We start from the raw sequence: 26,017 nt of genomic DNA on the forward strand, positions 1-26,017 counted from the left end.
TTTTATCGATAACAAAGAAATTGAAAATGGACGATACAGAAAACATAGAACATAGCCCGGCCTTTTACAGGCAGCTATTTTCAAAAGCAATGCCACTTATCTTTATAGTGCTGTTCATTGCCGTATTGGATATTTGGTTTGTGGATAGAGTGATTTCGTGGGTATGGGGCGTTTTATTTTTAACCTTGTTTAAAATGTATTTTATACTCAGATTGACCTTTATCCAATTGAGCAAAATAATAGCACAAAGCCATTTACTGGCTCACGTACTGGCGCTTTTCGGTCTTCTGATTGGCCTAATTGTTCTATCGTTCGCAACGGACTATACCGCAATGTTTCTCATCGATGCACAAAGTTTCAAAACCAACCTGACGAATGGATCGCCTGGAGGTATCGTTTTTTTCGAATTTCTCTATTTCAGTTTTATATCCTTTTCCTCGGTAGGTTTTGGAGATATTGTACCTACCACATATGCTGCGAAGAGTTTGGTTGTGCTCGAAGTAATTTTAAGTTTCATAGTGCTATTCTTCGGAATTGCAAATGTCAATAACATGCACGTACAAAAGTAAAAAGTCGATAACTCTAAAATGACATTATGATAAAAATTGAAATAATCGTCCTCCATAGCTTGCCATTGACGCAATCGGAAGTGCAAAAGAAAAAACCAGTCTAAAATGCCTTTTTAGGTAATTTAATAGTAATGTAATGGTCAAAAGACAAACAGCAATTAAAATTAGGAAAGCACACCGCTATTTAGGACTTTTTTTAGGTATACAGTTCCTTATATGGACGATTAGCGGCATGTATTTCAGCTGGACGGATATCGATGAGATACACGGCGACCATTTCAAAAAGGAAATACCAGAACAGACGGCTTTTTCCGATTTGTTGGGAACGGCTCAATTGAAGATTGAACAACCCATTCAATCATTGGAATTACTGGAGATTGCGGACAATCCCTATTACTGGATTAACGGAACAGCCCTTTACAATGCCCGTACGGGAAGTAAAAAAAATGAAGTTTCAGAACAGGAAGCCCAACAAGTAGCCAACCGTTTTATGCTGCCTGAATTAAAAGTAGTAGGCATTAAACGCATCGACGAAGTGGGTAATCATCATCAATACCGCAGTGGGCCTTTGCCAGCTTATGAGATTTCCTATGAAACCCCTCAAAATCTTAAGGCCTATGTAGCCCTTGAAAATGGGACATTTCAAACAGTCAGGCACCGCCAATGGAGATGGTTCGATTTTCTTTGGATGACACATACCATGGATTATCAGGGAAGGGACGATTTTAACACCTTTGTACTTAGGGCGTTCTCCCTGCTGGGATTGATTACCGTACTAAGCGGTTTTACCCTCTGGTTTATTTCATCGCCAACAGTAAGAAAAATTAAAAAAAGAGATGAGCGAACATGCAATAAATAAAAAAAGTAATGAAAATGCACCAAAGTATATTCTTATGGAAAGCGATAGTGCTAACATTATCATTTCCATTGTGATTTTGTTTGTATTTCAAACGCTCCTCGTAGCATTAATAAGCAGCTTATATTGACATCAAGCAATACCGAGTTTTACAAGTTTCGAACATTTTGAATAAAAATAAATTTTATAAAGACTAAATATCATGAACAAAAACATCGTCTACCTCGCAATCGCTGTCATAGTAGGGCTATTGGCGGGCTACCTTATCTTTGGAAATTCTTCCACCGATGAAGCAGCAGTTAAGGATCTATCGAATATGTCCGATAGTCATGACCATTCCGATGAATCGGAAAATCAGATGTGGACCTGCTCCATGCATCCGCAGATTATGCAACCCGAACCGGGAGACTGCCCAATTTGTGGTATGGATCTCATTCCTGCTGAAACCGGAGCGACGGGGCTTAGTGCCAATGAAATAAGAATGACGGAAAACGCAATGGCCTTGGCCAATATTCGTACAACTACCGTTGGTATAGGTGGTTCGGATGGGAGTTCACTTAAACTTTCAGGAAAGATTCGCGAAAACGAAGAAGCCAATGCTACGCAAGCTACTTATTTCGCAGGGCGTATTGAACAGTTGAACGTAAATTATACCGGAGAGAACGTAGCCAAAGGAAAGCTTCTTGCAACCATCTATTCCCCTGAATTAGTAAGTGCACAGCAAGAGCTGTTGACGGCAGCATCCATGAAGGAATCGCAACCAGCCTTATACAACGCCGTTCGCAATAAATTAAAATTATGGAAACTTTCTGAAAATCAAATCGATAAGATAGAAGAAGTGGGCAAAGTGCAGGAAAACTTCCCGGTATACGCCACAGTTTCAGGAACGATTACCGATATCATGGTTGAAGAAGGAGATTATGTCAAACAAGGGCAGCCTTTGTACAAAATTGCCAACCTGAATACCGTTTGGGCGGTTTTTGATGCTTATGAAAATCAAATAGCGTCGCTGGAGGAAGGTCAGGAAGTCAAAGTAACGACCAATGCTTATCCCAATAAAGAATTTACGGCAAAAATATCCTTTGTAGACCCGTTACTTAATTCTTCTACAAGAACGGTCATGGTAAGGGCAATACTTAACAATAAGGATAATCTCTTGAAGCCGGGTATGTTCGTGGAAGGTACGATCAAAGCTGCCGAAATGCAGATGGAGAATACCGTTATCGTACCGGCCAGTGCCGTAATGTGGACGGGGGAACGATCGGTGGTTTATGTAAAGACCAATCCCAATGAGCCTGTCTTTGAAATGCGCGAAGTTGCCCTTGGAAGTACCAATGGCGATACCTATACAATAATTAGCGGGCTTGAAAAGGGGGATCAAATTGTGACCAACGGAACATTTACCGTAGATGCGGCCGCACAGTTACAGGGTAAAAAATCGATGATGAACGCAGAGGGAGGCAAAACCATGACCGGGCATGAGGGTCATTTCGGTATGCAGGAAGGAGATAAAATGGAACCCTCAACAAGTACGGGCACCGACCATTCTAATATGAAAAAAAGGATTGAAGTATCAAGTGAGTTTCAAGGTCAGTTGAAGCAGGTTTTCGAAGCCTATATAGATGTTAAGGATGCTTTGGTAAATGATGATGGCGCGGCCGCACAAAAAGAAGCAAAACAAATGGAAGAAAGTTTGGCCAAAGTCGATATGAAGTTGCTAAAAGACAAAGAGGCCCATGATCATTGGATGACCATTCAAAAAGAGCTCAAAGCATCGTCAAATGCAGTGGCCAGCACTTCTGAGATCAAGGAGCAAAGGGACCACTTTAAACATCTATCGGCCCACATGATCAGCGGTGTTCAGCTTTTTGGAGTCAATCAAAAAGTGTACAACAGCTATTGCCCGATGGCAGATAGCAATAAGGGAGCCAATTGGCTAAGCCTGGAAAAGGAGATTCGAAACCCATACTACGGAGAAGCAATGATGACTTGTGGGGAAATTAGGGGAATGATACAATAATTAATTATAAGGCCGATAAAATTATAATAGAGAAAATTGAATGGTGTGAGTAAAAGAAAAATGAAAAGATTTTGGCATCATGAGTCAAAAACGTAGGGAGAGAAGAAGCCAACAAAGAAAGGAGAGCAAGAAAACAAAAATAGAATCTAACCGAAAAACAAGATTCTATGCTGCATTGGCGATTATCATCTTGTTTATAGTCACGGTAGTCTTGGTTTTGTTGAGAGCGATTTGGGAACATCGGTCCCATCTGTGATAATGGATAATGTGAGCGCAATGTATTTTAAAACTTTATCATGAGCCATATGCTGCACATAAAAAACATGGTCTGCCCAAGATGTGTTACGGCGGTATACAATGTTCTGAAAAAGATTGGTATTGATTATTCCAATGTGCAACTGGGCCAAGTCACATTGAATGAAGAACTGACCGCAAAACAAGAAAATCAATTACAAACCGAATTGAATAAGCTGGGTTTTTCTTTGATTGGTAATCGCAAGTCTCAATTGATCGAGCGTATGAAAAATCTTGTAATAGAAAAAATTTTTCATTCAAGACAAGAATTAAACGTCAAATTGACCGATTATGTTGGTTCAGAAATAGGTCTGGATTACAAGTACTTAAGTTCCCTTTTCTCTTCCGTGGAGAGTATCACTTTTGAACAGTATGTCATTAGCCAAAAAATTGAAAGGGTTAAGGAATTGCTCATCTATGACGAGCTAAGCTTAAAGGAAATAGCCCATCAGTTAGACTACAGCAGTGTCGCGTATTTAAGCAACCAGTTCAAAAAAATCAATGGTATAGCACCTACACAATTTAAGAAAAGTGCCCTTCAAAATAGAAAATCGCTGGATAACATATAATTTATAAGCTTAACCTTCTCTTCGTGGCTTGTTATAAGAAGTCGATTCCCATGCATTGAATTTCATTATCATCTTTATGTTCAGGTTTCAATAAAGATGTTTAGAGATTTTTTGGTGCATAGTGATGGGCGAACTTAAACCTATTGCACTGAATTTTTAGTCATTAATGGCAAAAGCTCGATTACAATAAAACTTTTTAGGTAATCGCATACTTTTTTGATGTAAATAGCCCTAAATAATCGAATGGGTCAAGGTTTGTTTTTTTTCAAACAACGCCCAGATTTAGAAAATGTTATTTTTCGATAACGTATTTGAATCAACACTTCTGATTCAAAAGGTGAAATTGTTAGAATAAAAATTGATCATAATATGAAAAGAAGATACGAAATAGAAGGAATGACCTGTAACGGCTGTAGAAACCATGTAGAAGAAGCACTATTAAACGTCGCAGGGGTAGCCGATGTATCGGTCGATTTGAAAAATGCCGAAGCAACGGTAGAATCGCAATTTGAAGTGCCTTTGGAAAATTTGCAAGAGGCCTTAAAAAATGCTGGTAATCAATATAAAATACAACCTGTAAATTGAGTGGAACATGGCTAAAATAATCCCTTTATAGTTGTCCAGTAATCTTGATGATGGCCAAAAAGAATGAAATCATAATAACCGATTAAAAGTATATACAATGGAAAATAAAGAAAAGAAAGTCAACAATTACTTAAAGTTCTTCGCAATGATCGGCACCTCAATGGTCGCGATGTTCTTTTTAATGTACACACATTCCTATCAGATTATCGATCACTTCTGGTATAGTGAAACCAGGTTCTTTATGACGTTGATCATGGGTGGGTCCATGGTTATTATCATGCTCCTGTATATGCTACAGATGTACAAAGACCGCAATAAGAATATTGCCATCTTGGCTTTGGGTGTTTTGCTGATCGCGGGTGGAATATGGCTGGTCAGGAGCCAGGTTACGGTTTCCGGTGTTGACTATATGGAAGGTATGATTCCCCATCACTCCATCGCTATTTTGACCAGTGAGCGTTCTCAAATAAAGGACGTCAGGGTTCGGGAGCTTGCCGATGAAATCATCAAGGCGCAGCGTAGGGAAATCATGGAAATGCAATGGTTGATCGACGATATCAAGAAAAATGGGATAGTAGAAACAGAAGAAGAAAAGGAAAAGCGTCCGCTTCCCAAATTTGAAGGATCGCTTACCGAAGAAACAACAAACCTTGACTGATACGGAAAAGTGAATGTCAGGAGGTAATAACAGTTTTTACTTTCGAAAGGAAAAAACGAAAATACAGGAGAATAAACGAAGGCATTTCGGACGTTAAATTATAAACGCATAAAATTTTTATGAAAATACAGCAATTTGAATATAAACCACTTTCCCACTATTCATACGTACTGCTGAGCGAAGGGGAGATGGCGATAATCGATCCCGATCGCGACCCGATGCACTATTATAATCTTGCGCATAAAGTAAATGCTAAGATCAAAGTTGTGCTATTGACCCACTCCCATGCAGACTTTGTAAGCTCACATTGGCAAATTAGCAAAGAAACAGGTGCCACGATCTATAACAGCAGCAGATTGGAAGCTGAATACCCTTTCGAAAGTTTTGATGGGAACAGTGCCATATTCGTGGGCAATACCAAACTAGAAGCCATAAATACTCCTGGGCATTCATACGATAGTATTTCCATTCTTGCCACAGATGCAAATGAGGTTGCACTTTTTACGGGGGACACCTTATTGATCGGGGATGTCGGACGCCCGGACCTGCGCGGAAATGAAGATGACAAAGAGCAAAAAAAGCAAGCACTGGCCCGTGAAATGTTCAACACAATTCGAACTAAATTCAAAAAAATACCGAATGAGGCCATTATTTACCCCGCCCACGGGGCGGGATCCCTGTGCGGCAAAAGCATGTCGGCAGATAGCAGTAGCACATTAGGTAGGGAGCGAAAGGATAACTGGGCATTTGGCCATCAAAATGAAGATGAGTTTGTCAAAGAACTCCTTGAAGACCAACCGTTCATACCGGCCTATTTCAAACATGATGTAGCTATGAACAAAAAGAAAGTTGAATCGATTGATATGGCAACCGCTAAAATCCCTATTCATCTTAATGCCGAAAAACCAAAAGATAATATCCTAATTGTCGATAGTCGTGATGAAAACGAGTTTAATCAAGGTCATTGGCCACAGAGTATCAATATTATGCAGGGTGGCGAAGCATCCTCTTTTGAAACATGGTTAGGTACTATAATCCAACCAGATGAGGAATTTTATTTGGTCGCTGATTCTCCAAAAAATGTAAAGACCATCGCCCGGCGGGTGGCGAAGATCGGATATGAAAATCAGCTTAAGGCCATAATTAACCTTCCGAAAAAAAACTTGATCGAAAACGAACGATTAAAATTCAAGCATTTTTTACAAAATCTGGATAATTACACTATTGTCGATGTCAGAAATACGGATGAAGTAAGAAAAAAGAAAATTTTTGAAGATGCCCTGAACAAACCCCTTCACGAACTTAGGAATTCAATTCAGGAAATTCCCACTGACAAACCCATTGTTGTCCATTGCGGCAGTGGATATAGAAGCGCGATCGGAAGCAGCATACTTTCAAATGAATTGCAAGACGTAAAAGTATATGACCTAGGGGATGTTATTGAGAAATTCAAATAACCAAGATGCTAAGTTTTAATGGGCAGAAGATGTAAGACAAAATTTTAAATGGCCATGGGAACACGTTTTTTTACAGGTTTAATCATTTCACTCTTAGTATTGGCAACTACAAATGCGCAGACCGTCGATTCGCTACCGCCGATATCGGCCTCCAAATCCTATTCCAACTATAGCAATGTCATTGGCTGGAAAAATGGAAGGACACCAAAAGCCCCGCCAGGTTTTACCGTTACAAAATATGCTGACGGTTTCAAGAATCCAAGGTGGATGTACGTTACACCGAATGGCGATGTACTTGTGGCGCAAAGCAATTCTAATTATCCGCTTTGGAAAAAAATCGGGGCATGGTTCATCGGGGCATCAAAGTCGAAAAGCTTTAAGAACAGTTCCGACTTGATAACCTTGCTCCGCGATGTAGACAAGGATGGGTCTCCCGATGAACGCGCCGTATTTCTCGAAAAGGAACTCGATCAACCCTTCGGAATGCTTGTGTTGGATGATTGGTTCTATGTGGCCAATACCAACGGATTGCTACGTTTTCCTTACAAGCCCGGCCAATCTCAACTATCGGGAAAAGCAGAAAAAATTACGACCTTGCCCGCAGGAAAGGCCAATCGACATTGGACACGCAATATTACTGCCAACAAGGACGGCTCGAAAATATATATAGCGGTCGGTAGTGGCTCGAATGTTGGGGAGAAAGGGGCAGAGGCCGAATTCATGAAGGCGGCCATTCTTGAGATTGATCCTGATGGCTCAGGACTAAGAATTTTCGCGTCAGGACTAAGAAACCCTGTGGGTATGGATTGGAATCCCGTTACCGGAGACTTATGGACGGCGGTCAACGAACGCGACGGATTGGGCAACAACCTCGTACCTGATTATTTGACCAGTGTCCAGGAAAACGGATTTTATGGTTGGCCCTATGTGTACTATGGGCAAAATGAAGATCCAAGGGTAAAATGGGTTCCTTCGGCCCAAGTGGAGAATACACTGGTGCCCGATGTGAACGTTGGCCCCCATACCGCATCTTTGGGATTGACGTTCTACACGGGCGATTCATTTCCTGACAAATATCGGAACGGAGCCTTTGTCGTGCAGCATGGTTCTTGGAACAGACAGGTTTTATCAGGCTATAAAGTGGTTTTCGTGCCTTTCGAGAACGGAGAACAAACTGGAAAACCTGAAGACTTTTTAACGGGTTTTATTGTTGACGGCAAAAAAGATGAGGTCTATGGCCGACCCGTGGGTGCCGCCGTACTACTCGATGGGTCGATGTTGATAACCGATGATGTGACCAATACGATCTGGAGAATCAGCTGGGAAGGTAAAAATGGTATGTGAGCGATTCTCAATGGGGGTTTGCCGTTAAATAAGTATTTTTATTTATGGAAGATGCACAACCTCCAGTAAAGGATTTGAGAAATCTTTTTGAAGAAGCCAAGGCTAGAAGCGAATTCGATTTTGTACTTAACCTGATTAATTATAGGGGAATCAGTTCATCCAATTTAAACTCGAACCTTCATGAATGGTTCGATGCAATCGAGTTTTACAAAAGGTTGTACAATGAATTGGAAGGAAAAGAGAAAACCCGTATGGGTTTACAGATTTACTCCACTTTTTTTGAGAACAGCGACTTCTACAACATAATAGGTAATCTGTGCCGTATTAAATTGGGATACAAAGGTTCATCATATCTTTTTTGGAAAACAAAAAAATATGAGCGCCTTTTGGGAATCGGCGAAAAACAAGATTTCTTGATGGAGCTCTTGGCCGATTCGGAAAAGCAGCACCTAATCGATTTTTATGAGCAGAACCATTTTAAAGAAATACGCAACAGTTTCTTCCATTCCGCCTATTCTATTGACGAAGATCGGTATGTAATGCACGATTCGGACCCTATCGATTTAAACGGTGTCTTAAACCATTCCTTTGATTTAGATGAATTCTTCTACCCCAAGTTGAATAATGTTATTGACTTATTCGACATTTTCAAGAAATTGTATTTTCAGTATTTTAATTCTTACAAAAAGGATGTAGTTGTAATGGGAATGTTTCCCAATCCCTGTGAAGTTACCATTCTGGGTTCTGAGGAAGGACTCAAAGGTTTCCGCATCAAAAATGCCGTCAATTTTTTTGGTAAATGGCACGATTCGGGCATTTGGTTCGATGAAGAGAATGGTTTTTGGGCGGGCCATAATATCAATATGAACTTAGCCAGAATTGAAGATATAGAGATAGACGAGCAATTAAGACGATACGAATCAAAAGCTAACATTACCAAGAATGATATAGAGTTTTTCAACTTGGTGGATAAAGTCAAAGAACGCAATAACCCACAGGAAATACGACGAGCAACACTATTGCTGTTGAAATTTGGCGATGTCCGTAAAGATAAAATGGATGCAGAGGAAAATGAGTACAAGAAAAGGAGCTTTCCTAAAATCATTCTTCCCTATTATCGCAAAGCCATAGAGATAGGGGCACATATCTTCAAGGATTTAGAACAGTTTAAGAAAACAGTCGCTGAGCTAGAAAAGCAACTTTGACTAGTTGTTTTCCACATTTTGCGAGAATATTACAACTCTTTCAGCAAATTTCGTAACACGGTTGGTGGTAACAATTCTGAACTTTGCATAAAGCAATTCAGATAAAGCTATGGAAACCACAACTGTTTTGGAGCAAAAGGATAAAACTAAAACCAAGAAATCAGATATCAAAAAATCCTTTCCGGTCACGGGAATGACTTGTGCGGCCTGCGCATCAAGTGTTGAATCCATCCTGTCGCATACCGAAGGTGTCAACGGTGCCAGTGTTAATTTTGCCAGTAGTTCAGTACTCGTTGATTATGATGAGACCGTTACGGAGGAAAAATTGCAAAACGCTTTGCGAGAAGTAGGTTATGACATTATCATCGATGCGGAAGACCCTTCAGAAGTACAACAAGAACTCCAGCAAAAGCATTATCAAGATATAAAAAACCGTACTATCTGGTCAGCGATTCTGACCCTTCCCATATTTATTTTGGGAATGTTTTTTATGCATTGGGAACCCGGAAAATGGATTTCGTTAGTATTGACTTTTCCTGTTTTATTTTGGTTCGGTCGTAGCTTTTTCATCAATGCTTTCAAGCAAGCTAAACACGGGAAGGCGAATATGGATACCTTGGTCGCCTTGAGTACCGGAATCGCTTTTCTCTTTAGTGTATTCAATACTTTTTTTCCTGAATTTTGGTTGAGTCGCGGTATCGAGCCTCACGTTTATTATGAAGCGGCTACCGTAATTATAAGCTTTATTTCCTTGGGGAAATTATTGGAAGAGAAGGCAAAATCCAACACTTCTTCGGCCATCAAAAAATTGATGGGATTACAACCCAAAACCCTGAAGATTATTGAGAATGGGGAAGAAAAAGAAATTCCTATTTCGGCTGTGCAAGTGGGTCAAACCATTTTGGTGCGCCCAGGAGAAAAGATACCTGTAGATGGCGAAGTTTCCAAGGGAAGCTCGTATGTAGATGAAAGTATGATTACGGGAGAGCCTGTTCCCGTAGAAAAAACAAAGGATGAAAAAGTATTTGCCGGAACGGTAAATCAAAAAGGGAGCTTTCAATTTACCGCAGAAAAAGTTGGTGGTGAAACTTTGCTATCCCAAATCATAAAAATGGTTCAGGAAGCCCAGGGAAGCAAGGCACCCGTTCAAAAACTGGTCGATAAAATTGCTGGAATATTTGTTCCTATCGTTTTGGGTATATCTATCATTACGTTCATTGTTTGGATGTCGGTAGGAGACGATAATGCATTTTCGCAGGCCTTATTGACCTCTGTAGCAGTATTGGTTATCGCTTGTCCCTGTGCATTGGGATTGGCTACACCTACGGCTATAATGGTGGGGATTGGCAAAGGTGCCGAGAACAATATCCTAATAAAAGATGCCGAAAGTTTAGAACTAGGACATAAAGTGAATGCGGTCATTCTTGATAAAACGGGTACCATTACCGAAGGAAAACCATTAGTGACGGATATTCATTGGTCTGAGAATAATAAAGACACGAAGAAATACAAGCAAATTCTTTTAGCAATTGAAGCACAATCAGAACACCCTTTAGCGGAAGCGGTGGTCAACCACTTAAAAGATGAAAATATTGAAAAAGCTGAAATTGCTTCTTTTGAAAGTATTACAGGAAAAGGCGTTCAAGCTGAAATAAAGGACGGTTCACAATACTATGTTGGAAACCATAAATTAATGCTTGAGAATAATATTCAAATCGATGCTTCCTTAATGCAAACAGCAGAAAGTCTCGAAGAGCAAGCAAAGACGGTCATATTTTTTGGTAATGAAAAACAAATGCTCGCGATACTCGCCATTGCAGATAAAATTAAGGAAACTTCAAAGAAAGCCATAGCAACGCTTCAAGAAAGAGGCATCGAGGTCTATATGCTCACGGGCGATAATAACAAGACCGCATCTGCGGTGGCACTAGAAATAGGGATAACCAACTATCAAGGAGAAGTAATGCCCTCGGACAAAGCAGCTTTTGTAGAAAAACTGCAAGCTGATGGAAAGATCGTAGCTATGGTTGGCGATGGCATCAACGATTCACACGCCTTGGCGCAAGCCAATGTGAGCATTGCAATGGGTAAAGGTTCTGACATCGCTATGGACGTGGCAAAGATGACCTTGATTACCTCAGATTTGCAATCCATCCCAAAAGCGTTGGAACTATCAAAAAAAACGGTCTTGGGCATCCGTCAGAACCTTTTTTGGGCATTCATATATAATATCATTGGAATACCTATCGCGGCAGGAGTTCTGTATCCCGTAAATGGGTTCTTATTGGACCCGATGATTGCAGGAGCAGCAATGGCATTCAGTAGCGTATCTGTAGTTGCAAATAGCTTAAGACTTAAACGAGCAAAACTTTAATTATAAATTTAAATACGATGGAAATTTTGAAATTTAAAACAAATATCAATTGTGGTGGTTGCGTCTCTAAAGTAACCCCCTTTTTGAACAAACAAGAAGGCGTTGAAAATTGGGAAGTGGATACCGCTAATCCTGATAAAATATTGACCATAGAAAGCGATGGTGCTTCCGAAGAAGATGTAAAAGCTACTTTGCAAAAAGTAGGATTTAAGGCCGAGTCCGTAGAGTAATACCTTTAAATTATTATGGGTTACGTTATCCTCTTAGGTGTCATTCTTCTTTTGGTTGTTCATTTTTATAAAAAAGCAAAACGACAAAAGGTGCAGCCTTTCCCAGAGCATTGGCATGGATTGTTGTTGGATAATGTACTCTACTATCGTAACCTTTCAAAGGAAAGGCAAGCAGCATTTCAGCAACGAATGATGCAATTTTTAAGTGAAGTCTATATTGATGGGGTACAATTGGAATTGCATGAGCTCGACAAGATTTTAATTGCGGCGAGTGCTGTAATTCCTGTTTTTGGTTTTGAGGAATGGCACTATACCAATTTAAGCGGAATCCTATTGTATCCTGATAACTTCAATGAGGATATGCAATTTAGCAGCAAAGATAAGTCGCGTAATATCGGCGGAATTGTGGGGAATGGACGTTTTGAAAAGCAAATGATATTATCGAAGAAAGCCCTCTACCATGGCTTCAAGAACCAAAGCGATAAAAACAATACGGGCATACACGAATTTGTACATCTTATTGATAAATTGGATGATTTCACGGATGGAATCCCAGAAAGGTTGTTGGAGCATCAATATACCATCCCGTGGTTAAAGTTGATCCATACGGAAATGGAAGTTATCAATGCCAATAAATCAGATATCAGAAATTATGGTGGAACCAATGAAGCGGAGTTTTTTGCCGTAGCTGCCGAGTACTTTTTTGAACGTCCCGATTTATTTAAGAGAAAACATCCAGAACTCTACAAAATGCTGGTGGAATGCTTTAGGCAGGAACCAGCACTTTTAAAAAAGTAACTGCAAAAAATAGTATAGTTAAGGTCCACTAAAAAATAAGGTATGGATGCTGTAAATGGCACGTATGATGTGCGTCATCACACAGACCATCAAGAGGATAACCGGAAGGCAGAGTCCAGGCCCCGCCATCGATAGTGGCAATCCCGGCGGGCATTGGACACTCTTCCCAAGCATCAAGGAATATCAAACAAGAACGTCGAACTACGATGCCATGCCCTCTGGGCATGTAGCCACTTTTATGGCCACGATTACCGTCATTGCCAGTAACTATCCAGAAATCAAATGGATCAAGCCCGTGTGCTATACTTTAATGGGTATCATGGCCTTCGAAATGATGAGCAGTAAGGTGCATTGGGCCTCGGACTATCCCTTGGGTCTTTTTATCGGTTATGTAGTGGGCAAGGCGGCGGCCAACCGACGAATCAAAAAAATCGATACGAACGATGGTTTGGGCTGGAAAAAAACCGAAAGGGTAAAAACTGAATTTACTACGGTTCAACTAGAAGGATACACAACTTTTGGGGTGCTATTTAGTTTTTGAAATTTGGCGAGCATTTTCATACTGCTCTCCCCCGTGCCTGCGGAAGTTGAAAACCCTCCACCTCCAATCCTGACCGAGCGGGCACGCTTCGCTGGCCCGCATTCGGTCGTCTTTCCGGCTACGGTTTTTAAACATCCTCGGCACCGCGCATAAAAGCATGGAGGCGCAGAAAAAGCGCTCCATGCATTTATCTTGCCTACGCACAATTAATTTTGAAAATTCTTGTTTAAAATGTGTAATCCTTATTGATATATTTGTAATAACCCAAGGCCAATTCCCATGAAACCAAATATTTTCATCATTCTTGCATTCCCGATGATGCTATTTTTTTCGTGCAATAGCGACGACGACAGTGTTACGGAATCGGATAGGAGCCAAGCTTTGTTGGGACAATGGGAATATGAGTCGATTGATTCCAATACAGCCGTGGACATCAATGGCGACGGCACGGTCAATGTAGACCTGTTCAACACAAACGAAATACGCCAATGCTTAAAGGATAATCTCACTTTCTTCAGCTCTCGGGGAGCTGAAGAAAAAGGTGCTTTTTCCATTAATGAGAACGGACTGTCCTGTGGGGAAGTACCCGCATTTCAAAATGTCGAGGACGATAGTTACGAACTAATTGACAACCGGATCATACGATTTGATAATCGTAACGATTGGATTATCGTGGAGTTTAGCCAAAACCGATTGGTAGTCGACCAAGAGGATTTTCTGGATGATCAGGATGTAGTGATTACCTATTCTTTCAAGAGAAGCTAGTTTTAGTTATGTTTAGCTTACTGCATTAAAAGTGCTCTTGAGCCTCAAACTCTGACCACTCTCCCCGTCACTTTATCACTCCATTGGCCATTGGTATCCCTTACCCTGACCTCAAAGTCCTGATCAAGATATTTCAAACGGCTTTCTCGGGGTTCCTCTTCCAACATGAAATACCTATCCACTCCACTGCCCGTGGCTTCGTTGTAATTGAACAATCGGGTATCCCATCGGTTGGTACTCCGGTTGAATATCCTGATTTCTACCTGGTCCAAGGTAGCTCCGCCATAGGCCTCCGAACACCCGATATCAAAACAGGTATAGATCCTGACTTGATAATCGCAGCCGTTCAATCCACCACAACTGACATTGTGCTTTTCCCCTTTGACCAATGCCATGGGCCTTCCTAAGGTGTCAACAAATGTGCTTCCGCTTTTGGAATGCCCCGTTGAGTTCTCCACCTCAAAATCAATGGTAAACGTATTTGAGGTTTCAGGATAGAAAGTAAGGTTGGTACTCCCATAGTTCAATGGAATTGTTTCCCCCTCATCATATCTATTTCCACCATAAAAGAAATAACCGACACGGTTTCCATTGAAAGAAAATGTCATTTGATAGGTCACGGCCGGATCATGAGTGCCAATGGCATTGGTAATGACTGTGATGTTAAAAGGTTCTTCTTCCAAGCGTTCCCCAGGGGCCTGACTAATGGTCAACTCGAACGGTTCTTCATATACTTCGTAGTTGATATTGACACTGGCCGTTTTCTCCACATCCGATGATGACCGCACCGTGAAAGTGATGTTATGGCTGCCCTCGGTCGTTCCGGCATACTTTCCCGCGAATGCCCCCACAGGTACATCAAAGCTTTCCCCAGCGGAGTAGCTAGTGCCCTCATATTCAAAAGAACCATTGTTGCCGTTTGCCGAAAAATACATCTCGTAGGTATCTCCCCCGATTCCAATTTCGGAAATATTGAAGTTAACATCCACCTGTTCCCCCGTATAGGCCTGCTGCAAGGTGCCCGATGCGGTAAAGGTGTAATCCTTGGCCGCCACGTTTACCGTAATATCCACGGTTTTCTCCAATCCGGTATCGTTTCGGACCGTGAAAGCCATTCGAACGGTACTTTCATTGGTACCTTCGAGCGTCCAGTTAAAGTTGCCCGTATTGACATTGTAACTGTTCCCGGGGCTTACCTCTATACCGTTGTTGTCCCTGATAAGCGCATTGCCGTTCATACTGAAACGCATGGTGTAATCCGAAGATCCGACACTTTCCGAAATATTAAAATTGAGGCCAGTGGTTTCCCCTACGGTTATGTCCGATTTTTGGGTGCCCCCGGTAAAGGTAAAATCGACCTGGTCAAAAGTGATGGTAGTGTTGGCCGTTCGCGTAACGTCCGATCCCGATTCGACACTGAGAACGATAGTATGCTGTCCGGGTTCCGATCCGGTATAGGAAATATTGTTGACCCCGGCACCCAAAGGAAATTGTTCCCCCGGACCGTAAGTTATACCATTAATGGACATCGACCCGTTTTGACTAGAGGAAAAGAAAGCCGTGTAACTGTCGTTCGCTCCGTCGGGAACTTCGTCGATATCCACAATCATACCCACCGGAATGTTGGAAAACTCAGTAGCCTTGGACGGGGTCATATTGACCGTAAAGTCGTTGTTGCCAACGACAACGGTAACCTTATCTTCAAGAATCTGACCGTTGCTGTCACGAAGCAAAAAGGTTATTTCGTAGGTTCCTGCCTGGTCCCCAACGAAATCATACGCAAAGCTTCCCGGACTTACCGAAAAATATTGGCTAGGGATTATTGGCGAATTTCCATTGTACAATTGTGCGCCGCCACCTGAAATAAAGTAATTCAGTTCATAGGAAACCCCATCGTAATCCCCTTGTTCGATAAGGCTCAATGAAATCGTACCACGCTGGCCTACCAATACCTCGTTACTATTGGCCGAGGCATTGAATTCCAGTTCAAGGGGATTGGCATCCAGATCGATCTCCACAGGTCCGACCGCTTGCCCGTAATTGTCCGTAACGAGAAAATTGATGCGATGCGGGCCCAAGGTTTCCGGCGTATAAAACAATGGGAAATTACCCAAGTCGACCGGATAGTCAGTATTGTTCCGGATCGTATTTCCATTGACCCCAGTAACCCTTCCGTTTCCTTCTTCTAGGTCATAGGTCAGGAAATAATCGATATTGGATGTGTTACCGTTCGATTTAATGTTGAAATTAAGCTGTGTCCGTTGGTTTACGAATACCTGGTTGCTTTCCGAATTTCCACTAAACGTGAAGGGAATGTTGGCAATCTCGATCTCGACACTGTCCCTTTTCCTCTGGCCATTGCTGTCTCGTATATCAAAATAGATTTTGCGCTGCCCCAATTCATCGTCCTCAAAAGTATAGTTATAATTCCCGGGATCAATGCCGCGAAAAGTCCCGGGGTCCATGACCCCGCCATTCTGGTCCCGTACGGTTCCCGCGCCTTGGCTATCGGAAGAAAAGGAATGGCTAATATCATAGGTAACTTCGCTTTCCTCGTCCTGTGTCTGCAAATCGATATTGATTGCCAGGTTGGTGTCCAGCTCCACCTGTGAGGATGCCGCGGTTGCCCTGAACGTGAAATTAACATTTCCGACCGTCAGCAGCAACTCGTTCGTCAGGGATGCCCCATCGGGAGCCTTGGCAACCATGGTCAATTTGTGCTCGCCCAAGGTTTCTGGTAAGTAGCCAAATTCGGTAACGCCCTTGGGCAACTTAAAGGGGTTTCCAGCATCGTAGGTAACATCGTCCAAATGAAGCTTGCCCGAACCATCTTCCAGTTGGTAGGTGATCTCAAATTCCTCGGTCGATTCCCCATTCGGAGCTACCGTGTTCTTGTCCCGTAGCAAGGTTACATTTACGGGATTCCGACTATTGATAATGAAATCCTCGGTACCCTTTCCCAAGAGAAAGCTGAAACTGGCGTACTTGACATTGTAGGCCAACTCCAACTCCTTTTGCAATTGGTTTGAATCCCAGGCCAATACCTTGACTTTGTGAATACCCGTATCGATGGGCATATACCGGTAGGATAGGTCAAAGTCCTTGACCAAAATGGTGTCATTTTCGCGGATGGTATCGTTTTCCGTACCTAAATAATAGCCTTTTCCGTCAAGGATATTATATTTCATGAAATAGGAAACGGTGGAGACCATCCGCTCTGGTTCCAAGCTGAAATCCGTTCTTGCAGTTTCAAATACAAAACCGTTTTCCTCGTTGTTACCATCAAAGGTAAAATCAAAGGAATCCTGGACTATTCCTTCAAAGTCCTTGCTACAGGCAATTATAAATATCATGCATAGCGAACCTATGGCGACTATGCGTTGTGGGGTATTGAATTTCATAACGTCGCTTTTTAAAACAAAAAATACCGTAGGCCGACGCCGACATACGGATAAAAATTTCCCACGTCCGAATTGACATGGTAGTATTCGTTGGCCTTGACCAATAGCGAAAAATCATTGCTCAAGCCTATTTCCATTTCAGCACCGAGATATAGGCCGTAAATAAATTGGCTTTTGCCATTGATAAGCGCACCGGTGGGCAGTTCATTGCTCCCGTTGTTGATGACCTCGTATCCGAACAGCCCACCTCCACCGAGGAAGAGACTAAAATTTTTTCTTCGAGGGGCCATAAATACACGATAATACAGCCCCGGCTGGATAGTGAAAATATTGTACGGAATATTTTGGGCACCCTTGTCCTCGGCAATTGCGGCCAAAACACTTATCTGAAAATATTGGAACCGATTGGGATGAAAATTGAACGTTCCCATAATACCATAACCATCCTCGACATAGCCACCGCTCACGCCGACCGAAGAAGCAAGGTTGCCCCGCATTTGGCCTGAAACGGCTGAACCCGCAAGACAAAACAGTACCGTAATGAAAAATAACTTTGTTCTCATCTATTTAAAATTTAGCCAACCAGTGATGACAGTTTTTTTATTATATCTATTGGAGTTGGTCATTATCTTATAAATGCGCATTATGGCCTTTCATAATTTAAATCTTGATGGGTTATTGATGACAAGTTGGTCTATATCCAAGGATAGGTTTCGATTGCCCTTTTCCTCATCTAGATTCACCATGAGGGACTTTCTCCGGTCAAGGGTAAACTTATCGAAGACCACCATGAAATAGTTCTCGGAATTCCCCTCGACTTTTTTGGGAACTTTGTACCTGAACAAGGGTTTGTGTTCCGTCTTGACATTGCTCGAACTATTCTTGTAGTTGGTGGCGATGCTGAACTTTATAAAATTGACGTCATAGTCTATATGTTCCTTGTTCTCCAAGCGAAACTGTAGGTATATTTCGTTATTCTCATAGTACACGTTCTCCAGCCAGAGAAATACATCATCGTATTTGGAAAAATATCGGATGATCTTGCCCTTGTTGAACTGGTTGTAATAACATCTCCGCCGTATATATTCCATTCTATCCAAGACATACAATTCCTGGGTAAGCGGCAAGGGTTCCCCATCGATTTCCTTTTCGAGCTTAATCTCCAATTTTTCCCCAACTGTTTTGGTAGTTGCTAAAGTGTCCTTTATGTCAGGATGTGAGGCAAAGTCGGATTCATCCAATTCAGTAGCACTTTTTTTATGGGATAGCTCTACGAGGTTATCGACCATGTCGGTGGTTATGGTCCATCGCTTCTTGGCGGGGATGTCCACAAGTTGCAGGATAAAATCATAGGCACGACCGTCACGGGTATAAATGGTATAGTTCGTAAAATCGGAGGTGTCGGGCGCCACATCGTTATAGATAAGCAAAACGATACGCTCTGAGGTTGCGGAAGCACTTTTCGTCGGGAAGGACTCCAAAAAATTCAGCTCCTTCCCATTGATGGAAAAATCATAAGGGGCGGGCAGTACCAGAATGGTCTTATAGTTCCTTGAAACCGGAATGGTGTCCATTTTCGCCATAACCGATAGGGAACCCGATAGCCCAATTATTGTAAGTACAGCTTTTATTTTCATTGTGTTGCCAATAAGAGTTCATAATCATCCATCAATAGGATTTTTTCTTTTTCCCGTAACCTTTTTTTTCGAAGGAAAGTCCCCAACCCTTGGGCGATGCCTTTTAAAACATTCGGTGCGCCGCTGGTGATTTCGTCGGTGGCCCCTCGCAGTGCATCGCCTCCCATTTCGGCCTTGTACTCCCTCCAGAGTTCCCCGGCCCTTTTGTTGTAGATTCCTTCCCTGCCATCGTTGAAGTCCCTGACGGAGATATCGACCGGATGGTGCTCGATATTGTCTATATCCAAATACACCCTGTTTCCCTGTATCGAAGCCATAGCGTAGATGAAGGTATTCTTCGGAAATCGTTTTTCGCTAAGGACCATATCTTCCATGAGTAGAAGCCTTACGTTCTCATTGGGCAAGATGAACTGGTCGCCATATACCGTTGCCCTAAAGAAAATCGGCTTTTTGGTAACGGGCATCCGTTCCCGTTGAGGCTTGCGGTTTCCGCTCAAGGATTCCCCGACTATTTTCCTTTTTCCCTCCAGCAGCATTTCACGGTAGGCCAAGCGGTTCTCCACGAATTTTTGCTTCTGCTCTTCAGCGGTCATCGCGCTCTTCTTTTCCCTTTCTGCGGTTTTCTTCCTATCTGGAAGGTTGGCCTGCACCACTTTCTGTGGTTTAGTATCCAAGGATAGCCCTTCCAATCGCTTCAAGATTCTTTGGAGCGAATCGTTTTGCGAATCATTCATTTGGGTCATGTCCGGTAAGGACGAAGATTTCCCTGCCTTTTTCTTTTCTGTTGAGTCCTTTAATTTCCAAGGCTCGGCGATAGCTTCGGATTCCAAGGTCGGAACCTTGCCGGGAAGTTCTGGATTGAAGCCATTCGTGGGATCGGTAGTGTTGCCGAACCCCATTTGGAAATCCTTGACGTTCTCAATGACAAAAAAACTGGTCAGTACCAGAATAAAAGGTAGGGCCATAGCAAAATTTCTGTGCCTTACGACCCATCGCTTCAAACGCTTTATGTTGCCACTGAATTTCATGTTACCTACGCTCGAGATCGGAATTGTCCACGACCTCAAAGTCGATAATCTTGATTCCGTTCAGGTTGTTCGGGGTAATGCCCGCTTTTTTCAGGTGCCCCTTAGTGACCAAGTTCCTATACGTTGTGGATTTGCCTTTTTCTATGGCCTGTTTGCCGTAAAAAGTAAACGGAAACGGATAGGTTGCATAGTCGATTTGAATCGAATCAAGTTCCACAAAGTAGTGATAGTCACGCATTACCACATCATGGAAGTATTTTTTTTCGACCAAACGGGCATATAAACGGTTGCCTGACCAATCGACCATGAACAAGGCTTTTTCCTCTATGTTTCTTTTGATCAGGTTCAGATCGGGTTCCAAGGAAAAAAACAGCTCATGAAAGTTTTGGACATGACCTTCGCAAAGGATTTCGAGGTTTTCCTTGGCATCCCTGATCGGTACCATGGGGAGGCGTTGCCCACCATGCAGCACATAGGCGTTATTGTTGGCACGCTCATGGGCCGATACTACGAAATAGATAGCGATCGCGAAGACCGCTATCATCAAGACCAAGCAGCTATAGACGAGCCTGTTGTTGTGCCTTCTACTTTGGGCGATATCATTGAATATCTCGTATTTTCCCTTCATAACCTTGTTATTGTGTAAGTGTCCTAACCGCTTTTGTGGCCCCGCCGCTCTTTGCATCGATGACCGTTTGTATTGCTTTTTTGCCGTAATGCTTGGGCTTGGAGACGATCCCGCCGCCCGATATGTTGAGTCCTTGCACTACAAAGTTGGCCAGTGTAGGGGCCTTGATATAGAAGAAGGAAGTCATTAGAATCAGGAGTGAGGAACTCAGTATCAACCCGAGGTCGTAGGCGCTGTTACGCAACAAATGGTCCACGAGTGCGTCGACAAGGTTGACCATGAACATATCCACTACATATAACATGGGAAGCCATAGGCAGAGGCTCATGAACTTTTGCAACCAGGCTTTCCAAAGGCCGGAAATGGCGGGAATGAACGAAAGCCCGATATTGATCGGCCCGAAAATGATAAGGATGAACAGGTAGATGGTGGCCAATGCCTTGATGCCCACGAAAATCAACGTGGAGATGATATGGGCAAAGGCCGTTATGGAACCTGCCAAACCGGTAAGTGCAAAGGATTGCAACGCATCGATATCCAAACTGAACATGTTCCATTCCACTGCATTATTGGCCGCCACGTCGATTTGCGCCAAGGCCACCTTTTGCCCGATGGTATCCCAGTTCTTTTGGGTGCTGACAAACGAGGAACCAAGGTTGTTGTAAAATTCAAAGATGGCGTGTGCAAACTCCGAGTAGTTGAAAAGGATGAACATCAACGGAAACCACTTTAGGGCCTTGAACACATCGGCGCGATCATTGCCCACAAAATGCATGATGGCGAAAATGCCCAACCCGATCTTTGCCATTTGAAAACCAATGCCCAAGGTGGGCCCCAAATTCGCAAAGGCATCATCGATATATTGGTCGAATATCGTGTTGACCGTTACCCTAAAACCTGTATCCGATTGCATAACGTACATCAATTGGTCTTGATCAAGGAATAGACCGCTTTTCGGTGTTCGTTTTTCTGTAAAAGGGAGGTGTTGACCTTTATGATGGTTTCCAGCACGCTGTCCATTCTGTCCAAGATCGACCGTAAGGCAGAAAGTCTATCGGCCGATTCGATGATCTCGCCCGTGGAGGCGATATGCGATCCTTGTGAGACCAAAGACGTAACCTGCACGAGGGCATCGGCCAACGCTTCGGTCGCCCTTTCCTTTTCCACCTTTTCCAGATTGGCGAACGAACGCAGGTTTTTCTGCGTGCCCTTATAGGCTTCCACAATTTTGTCCTTCAGGTCATAGAGTTCGGTCATTTCGGGACTTCCCATGACATAGCTGGCAGGAGTCCTTTTTGCCGTAAGGTCTTGGCTAAGGATTTTGGAGGCACTGGAATTGGCGGTAACGTTCCGTTCCATTTGTGCCAAAAGCTTGCCCATGGTCGAGTTCAAGGTGACCAGTTGCGAATTCAGCGTGGCCACATTTTGATTGAGGATGACCAGTTGGGCGTTGGCCGCTACATCGGTCACCGGAATCTGGGCGGCCCCGAAATAAGGGAGTAGCCCGATTAAAATTCTTAGGCATACAAGTTTTGGTTTTAAGTACTTCATCGTTTTCTATTTTTAGGGTTAATGTCGCTGCCGCTCAAATTCCCAAAACCGGATTCCGCCAGTTCGTTCTGCAGCTGTTTGTAGGCGTTGGCCGTTCTTTGCCAAACACGACCGTGTTTTTCGTGGAGACGGTTGATCTTTGCTTTTTCGTTGGGGTTGGTCTCGAACAGGCATTTGGTCGGCAACGAGGTCTCCAATCCGAACACCTTGACGCGGTCCTTCCAACAAATGGCCATTTCCCTTAGCTTTCGGCCCATGGGCAAATCTTTGTTGATGGAAAGGATCAGTTGCTTCTGTTTCTCGTTCAGGCCCAATAACCGTTGGATCTCCCCAAAGGAATTGCCGAATTCGCCGAGGTCCAGCAACACTTTGATATGGCTGTTGACCACGATGGTATTGCCGATGTACTTGGATTTGACAAAGTCGCTTACCTTCTGTGAGATAAAAATGGGTTGGCCCCCATATTTCCGGGCCATTCTGGACTTGGCGTCAAAATAATTGGCCATAATCGGATTGTCGAACAGGTTCCACGCCTCGTCAACGACCAATATTTTGTTTAGGGAAAGTTTTTTGGGATCCTTCAGTTTTTTGTCGAACACATCGATCATCAGGAACGCCAGGATCGGAAAGAGCTGCTCGTTTTCGATCAGGTTTTCAAGTTTGAAGTATACCAACCTTTCACGACCCAATTGGGCTATCCTTTTGTCCCTGCTGTTCAACAGGTATGCCCTGGGGCCATCTTGGGCATATTTGCCCAAGAGCAGTAAAAACAGATTGGGGTCGAAGACTTCCTTTCGTATGCCCTTGGAATCCATAAGCCGCTCCAAATGCCTTTCCGAATACCCATAAAAAGAATTGAAGGAGTTATCGGGATTATCCTTAAGGAACTGGTCCCTATAATATCCCTGTACCAACAATTCGATAATGGTCTGGATTACGGCACTGTCATGACCGTCGTCCGTTGTAGTATCCTTTCGCCCCAATAGAAGATAAACCAATGCGATAAGCTGGGTCAGCTTGTGCTCGGTAAGCATCTTTTGGCCGTCCTTTTCTACCATATCCCCTGAATCCAGCATAAAGGGGTTGAACGTAAAGGGCTTTTGGTCGTCGTTCTCTATGACGACGCCGTCCAGATGGTCCAGCAACTTGTCATAGGAATTCCCGTTCTCAAGAATGAGGATTTCCGCTCCCTCGCGATATTCGGAGAACAGATAGGCATTGGCATAAAAGGTCTTTCCGCCACCGGATCCCGAGGCGATGAGCATGCCCCGGTTAAAGATCCAGTCCTTTGCCTCGGGATCACGGTAGAGACTTACCAATAAAGGTTTACCCGTGGCCCTATCGACCATGCGTAGGCCGTGGGGGCCGTGCATCCTGTTTCGATAGCCCCCTTCAAAATACCAAAGGCTGGCCGCCATCTCCGAGGAAAAGGGACTGAAGAGTTCCATGCTCAGTCCGATGCCGTTGCCAAGGATACCCCCGAAAAAGAGGTTTTTTCGGTCCACGTTATTTTCCGTGGCATGGATGCCCAACTTCCGAAAAGCCGACCGGACGGAATTGCACATCGACCTAAAGGACTTTTTGGAATTGGAAAGGCCCAATACGTTCAAGTGATAATAGACCAGTTCCTTATGCTCGTTCAGGATATGCTGCTGGAAATCATAGATTTGGTCCCGGTAGGTGCTGTTCTTGTCCCCCTTGCGGTTTCGGGCATATTTGTCCAGACGTTTCGCCTTCGACCTAAGTTTGGCCATGGCCTTCTCCTTTTCGGGGATATAGATATATTGGTTGATAATATGCTCCTGCGGAATCCGAAAACCCAAGGAAAACAGGTTCCCTATAGGGAACAGGTTGTCCCCGGCACTATATTTTCCAAAATACTCATGAAAGGCCATATCCTCCTTGGAGAACTGGTCCAGATTTTCCAAAGTGAAGTATTGCCCTTGTTTGTCGCCGACCCGCAGCCCGTGTTCGGAAAAGTCGATATCCCTGCCCGTACCTTCCCCGTAGCCCGCTTCCAGATAACAATCGTAATAGCCCGCTCGACCGAAAAGTCCCTCGGAATCAAGGATTTTCGAGGTCATCAGACCCGAATCGTTGATAAGATCGTTGACGGCACCGACCCTGGCCTCGAAATCCGCCATTGTGTCCCCATCGAGGTATTCTTCGGGAACATAGCTTTGGCCATAGAACCGTCGCTCCTTTTTTAAGAAGGAATTGGCCCCGATAGGCGTGCGCCCGATATAGTTTTTCGGCACTTTATGGATGGCCAGATAGCACCGGTGCTCCAAAAAAGGCCTGTCCTTGAAATAGAGCTCGTCCTCGGTCTCGAAAAAATCCCGTTCCAACCGTTGTCGGTCCATTGAATAGGTTTCCCCGAAGAAGAGGTCCTGTTTGTGCAAAAGACAGTTCTCGCCCAGGATTTCCATGATACCCGAGACCATCCGGTTCAGGTTCAGATAGTCCTTACTATCCAAAGTGTAGATCTCGGGAAGTTCCAATTGCAGCGGAATGCTCAGGCAACCTCGTTCCTTTGATACCAAGATCGGTGCCTCATAACCATAAATGGGAAAGGCATCCATAAGATTCAATCTTTTTTCCATAGCACCAACATTTTTTTGTTGACATGGCCCTTAATGGTATCCGGCCCCTTTCTGTCCGCTTGGGACTTGATAAAGCCATTTTCCCCGTACGCCTTTGAATAGAAAAGCATGAGTGCGATATAGAGGGCCGCGGTACAGAAGGAAAGCAAAAGGCTAAGAAAGGTCGGGATGACCGTACTGAGGAACAGTCCAACCATCAGGGACAGGAACGAGCCCTTAAAGGCTTGATCCACATATTTGGCGCGAAGCCCAAGGAAGGAAACGTCCTTTTGCAGGGCCTTTGGAATTTTGACCATCTTGTTTTCCATGATCAGTTGGCCAAGTTTTCCCCGATCTCGATAAGGCCGTAGAAAATGACCAGCCCAACAATGGCGTTGCCCACTTTACGGGCCATGTCCTGGTTCTGTTCCCTGATGATGAGAAAGGCCAGTGCCGCGATGGCCAGAAGTACGCCTGCGGCAATCTTGATGATGCGGAAAATACTGTTCCCTATCTGTGCCGTACCCTGTTCCGCTTCGTTGACCTGATCGACCAGTTCATCGATCTGGGCAAAGCCGGCCGAATGGAAAGCAACAATAAGGAGTAGGGTCAGGAAGACGTTAATCGGAGTCGTCCACCTCCGGTTCCGGAGGGGACTCGGAATTTTTGATAATCTTGAATTTTTCATGTTCTGGAATTAAGGATTCATTCTGAACATCTTTATCGGACGCATTGAAAATATCCAACAGCTCGGAGCTGGTTTCATTCTCATCGACACGGTTGAGTAACTGGTCCATATCTTTATCCTTTGAAGATGTATTTTTTACAAATATATGTGATTTTTGCATATATGAATCATTTTCCTGAACATTTTTTTTGTTTTTGGATTTTTTAAGTATGACAAAGACCCATAGGTACCACAACA

The 26,017-nt window shown here is 43.4% G+C and carries 25 protein-coding genes; 14 read left to right on the plus strand and 11 right to left on the minus strand.

Annotated features, from left to right (window positions below; genetic code table 11):
* Nucleotides 1-26: 26 nt before the first annotated feature.
* The 14 genes from DN53_RS09785 (at nucleotide 27) to DN53_RS09850 (ending at nucleotide 14,265) form a co-directional block, all read left to right on the plus strand.
* Nucleotides 27-569, plus strand: coding sequence for an ion channel (locus tag DN53_RS09785; protein WP_109649918.1), 543 nt, complete (start codon nucleotides 27-29; stop codon nucleotides 567-569).
* 136 nt (nucleotides 570-705) lie between these two features.
* Nucleotides 706-1,428 (plus strand): PepSY domain-containing protein, encoded by a 723-nt coding sequence (locus tag DN53_RS09790; protein ID WP_109649919.1) that lies wholly within the window; start codon nucleotides 706-708, stop codon nucleotides 1,426-1,428.
* A gap of 199 nt (nucleotides 1,429-1,627) precedes the next feature.
* Entirely contained in the window at nucleotides 1,628-3,445 is a 1,818-nt protein-coding gene (locus tag DN53_RS09795) for an efflux RND transporter periplasmic adaptor subunit (protein ID WP_109649920.1), read from the plus strand.
* Nucleotides 3,446-3,741: 296 nt separating this feature from the next.
* Entirely contained in the window at nucleotides 3,742-4,308 is a 567-nt protein-coding gene (locus tag DN53_RS09800) for a helix-turn-helix domain-containing protein (RefSeq protein ID WP_109649921.1), read from the plus strand.
* A gap of 369 nt (nucleotides 4,309-4,677) precedes the next feature.
* Complete coding sequence (locus DN53_RS09805) at nucleotides 4,678-4,893, plus strand: heavy-metal-associated domain-containing protein (RefSeq protein WP_109649922.1); 216 nt, start codon at nucleotides 4,678-4,680, stop codon at nucleotides 4,891-4,893.
* A 97-nt stretch (nucleotides 4,894-4,990) separates the two neighbouring features.
* Nucleotides 4,991-5,551 carry a DUF305 domain-containing protein gene (locus DN53_RS09810; protein ID WP_109649923.1) on the plus strand — a complete coding sequence of 187 codons (561 nt, stop codon included), beginning with the start codon at nucleotides 4,991-4,993 and terminating at the stop codon, nucleotides 5,549-5,551.
* Nucleotides 5,552-5,670: 119 nt separating this feature from the next.
* Nucleotides 5,671-7,008 carry an MBL fold metallo-hydrolase gene (locus DN53_RS09815; protein ID WP_109649924.1) on the plus strand — a complete coding sequence of 446 codons (1,338 nt, stop codon included), beginning with the start codon at nucleotides 5,671-5,673 and terminating at the stop codon, nucleotides 7,006-7,008.
* A 54-nt stretch (nucleotides 7,009-7,062) separates the two neighbouring features.
* Nucleotides 7,063-8,352 carry a PQQ-dependent sugar dehydrogenase gene (locus DN53_RS09820; protein WP_394340342.1) on the plus strand — a complete coding sequence of 430 codons (1,290 nt, stop codon included), beginning with the start codon at nucleotides 7,063-7,065 and terminating at the stop codon, nucleotides 8,350-8,352.
* 44 nt (nucleotides 8,353-8,396) lie between these two features.
* Entirely contained in the window at nucleotides 8,397-9,557 is a 1,161-nt protein-coding gene (locus DN53_RS09825; RefSeq protein WP_109649926.1) for a hypothetical protein, read from the plus strand.
* A gap of 109 nt (nucleotides 9,558-9,666) precedes the next feature.
* The gene (locus DN53_RS09830) at nucleotides 9,667-11,931 is read left to right on the plus strand and encodes a heavy metal translocating P-type ATPase (protein WP_109649927.1); all 2,265 of its coding nucleotides are present in this window, start codon (nucleotides 9,667-9,669) and stop codon (nucleotides 11,929-11,931) included.
* A gap of 17 nt (nucleotides 11,932-11,948) precedes the next feature.
* Nucleotides 11,949-12,161 (plus strand): heavy-metal-associated domain-containing protein, encoded by a 213-nt coding sequence (locus DN53_RS09835; RefSeq protein WP_109649928.1) that lies wholly within the window; start codon nucleotides 11,949-11,951, stop codon nucleotides 12,159-12,161.
* A gap of 15 nt (nucleotides 12,162-12,176) precedes the next feature.
* Complete coding sequence (locus DN53_RS09840) at nucleotides 12,177-12,959, plus strand: M90 family metallopeptidase (RefSeq protein WP_109649929.1); 783 nt, start codon at nucleotides 12,177-12,179, stop codon at nucleotides 12,957-12,959.
* 64 nt (nucleotides 12,960-13,023) lie between these two features.
* A complete protein-coding gene (locus tag DN53_RS09845; protein ID WP_223308334.1) occupies nucleotides 13,024-13,500 on the plus strand; it encodes a phosphatase PAP2 family protein in 477 nt (158 codons plus the stop codon).
* Nucleotides 13,501-13,779: 279 nt separating this feature from the next.
* Nucleotides 13,780-14,265 (plus strand): hypothetical protein, encoded by a 486-nt coding sequence (locus DN53_RS09850; RefSeq protein ID WP_109649931.1) that lies wholly within the window; start codon nucleotides 13,780-13,782, stop codon nucleotides 14,263-14,265.
* A gap of 44 nt (nucleotides 14,266-14,309) precedes the next feature.
* Here DN53_RS09850 and DN53_RS09855 read toward each other — a convergent pair whose 3' ends face one another.
* The 11 genes from DN53_RS09855 to DN53_RS17925 form a co-directional block, all read right to left on the minus strand.
* Complete coding sequence (locus tag DN53_RS09855) at nucleotides 14,310-17,666, minus strand: TraQ conjugal transfer family protein (protein WP_109649932.1); 3,357 nt, start codon at nucleotides 17,664-17,666, stop codon at nucleotides 14,310-14,312.
* A gap of 11 nt (nucleotides 17,667-17,677) precedes the next feature.
* A complete protein-coding gene (locus tag DN53_RS09860) occupies nucleotides 17,678-18,229 on the minus strand; it encodes a conjugal transfer protein TraO (RefSeq protein ID WP_109649933.1) in 552 nt (183 codons plus the stop codon).
* Nucleotides 18,230-18,319: 90 nt separating this feature from the next.
* Nucleotides 18,320-19,303 (minus strand): DUF4138 domain-containing protein, encoded by a 984-nt coding sequence (locus DN53_RS09865; protein WP_109649934.1) that lies wholly within the window; start codon nucleotides 19,301-19,303, stop codon nucleotides 18,320-18,322.
* Nucleotides 19,300-20,268 (minus strand): conjugative transposon protein TraM, encoded by a 969-nt coding sequence (traM, locus tag DN53_RS09870; RefSeq protein ID WP_165357347.1) that lies wholly within the window; start codon nucleotides 20,266-20,268, stop codon nucleotides 19,300-19,302. The genes DN53_RS09865 and traM overlap by 4 nt, the downstream gene beginning before the upstream one ends.
* 64 nt (nucleotides 20,269-20,332) lie before the next feature.
* A complete protein-coding gene (locus tag DN53_RS09875) occupies nucleotides 20,333-20,959 on the minus strand; it encodes a hypothetical protein (protein WP_109649936.1) in 627 nt (208 codons plus the stop codon).
* 7 nt (nucleotides 20,960-20,966) lie between these two features.
* Nucleotides 20,967-21,872, minus strand: a complete 906-nt coding sequence (locus tag DN53_RS09880; RefSeq protein ID WP_165357349.1) for a TraJ family protein — start codon at nucleotides 21,870-21,872, stop codon at nucleotides 20,967-20,969.
* Between the two features lie 8 nt (nucleotides 21,873-21,880).
* On the minus strand, nucleotides 21,881-22,510 hold the full coding sequence (locus DN53_RS09885) for a hypothetical protein (protein ID WP_109649938.1): 630 nt from the start codon (nucleotides 22,508-22,510) through the stop codon (nucleotides 21,881-21,883).
* Nucleotides 22,507-25,113 carry a TraG family conjugative transposon ATPase gene (locus tag DN53_RS09890; RefSeq protein WP_109649939.1) on the minus strand — a complete coding sequence of 869 codons (2,607 nt, stop codon included), beginning with the start codon at nucleotides 25,111-25,113 and terminating at the stop codon, nucleotides 22,507-22,509. The genes DN53_RS09885 and DN53_RS09890 overlap by 4 nt, the downstream gene beginning before the upstream one ends.
* Complete coding sequence (locus DN53_RS09895) at nucleotides 25,098-25,421, minus strand: DUF4133 domain-containing protein (protein WP_109649940.1); 324 nt, start codon at nucleotides 25,419-25,421, stop codon at nucleotides 25,098-25,100. Before DN53_RS09895 ends, DN53_RS09890 begins: the two co-directional genes overlap by 16 nt.
* A gap of 2 nt (nucleotides 25,422-25,423) precedes the next feature.
* Nucleotides 25,424-25,780, minus strand: a complete 357-nt coding sequence (locus tag DN53_RS09900; protein ID WP_109649941.1) for a hypothetical protein — start codon at nucleotides 25,778-25,780, stop codon at nucleotides 25,424-25,426.
* Nucleotides 25,713-25,889: a hypothetical protein gene (locus DN53_RS17925; protein WP_165357351.1), complete on the minus strand. Its 177-nt coding sequence runs from the start codon at nucleotides 25,887-25,889 to the stop codon at nucleotides 25,713-25,715. Before DN53_RS17925 ends, DN53_RS09900 begins: the two co-directional genes overlap by 68 nt.
* Nucleotides 25,890-26,017: the final 128 nt, after the last annotated feature.

Source organism: Flagellimonas olearia (genome assembly GCF_004150225.1).
GTDB classification, from domain to species: Bacteria; Bacteroidota; Bacteroidia; order Flavobacteriales; family Flavobacteriaceae; genus Flagellimonas; species Flagellimonas olearia.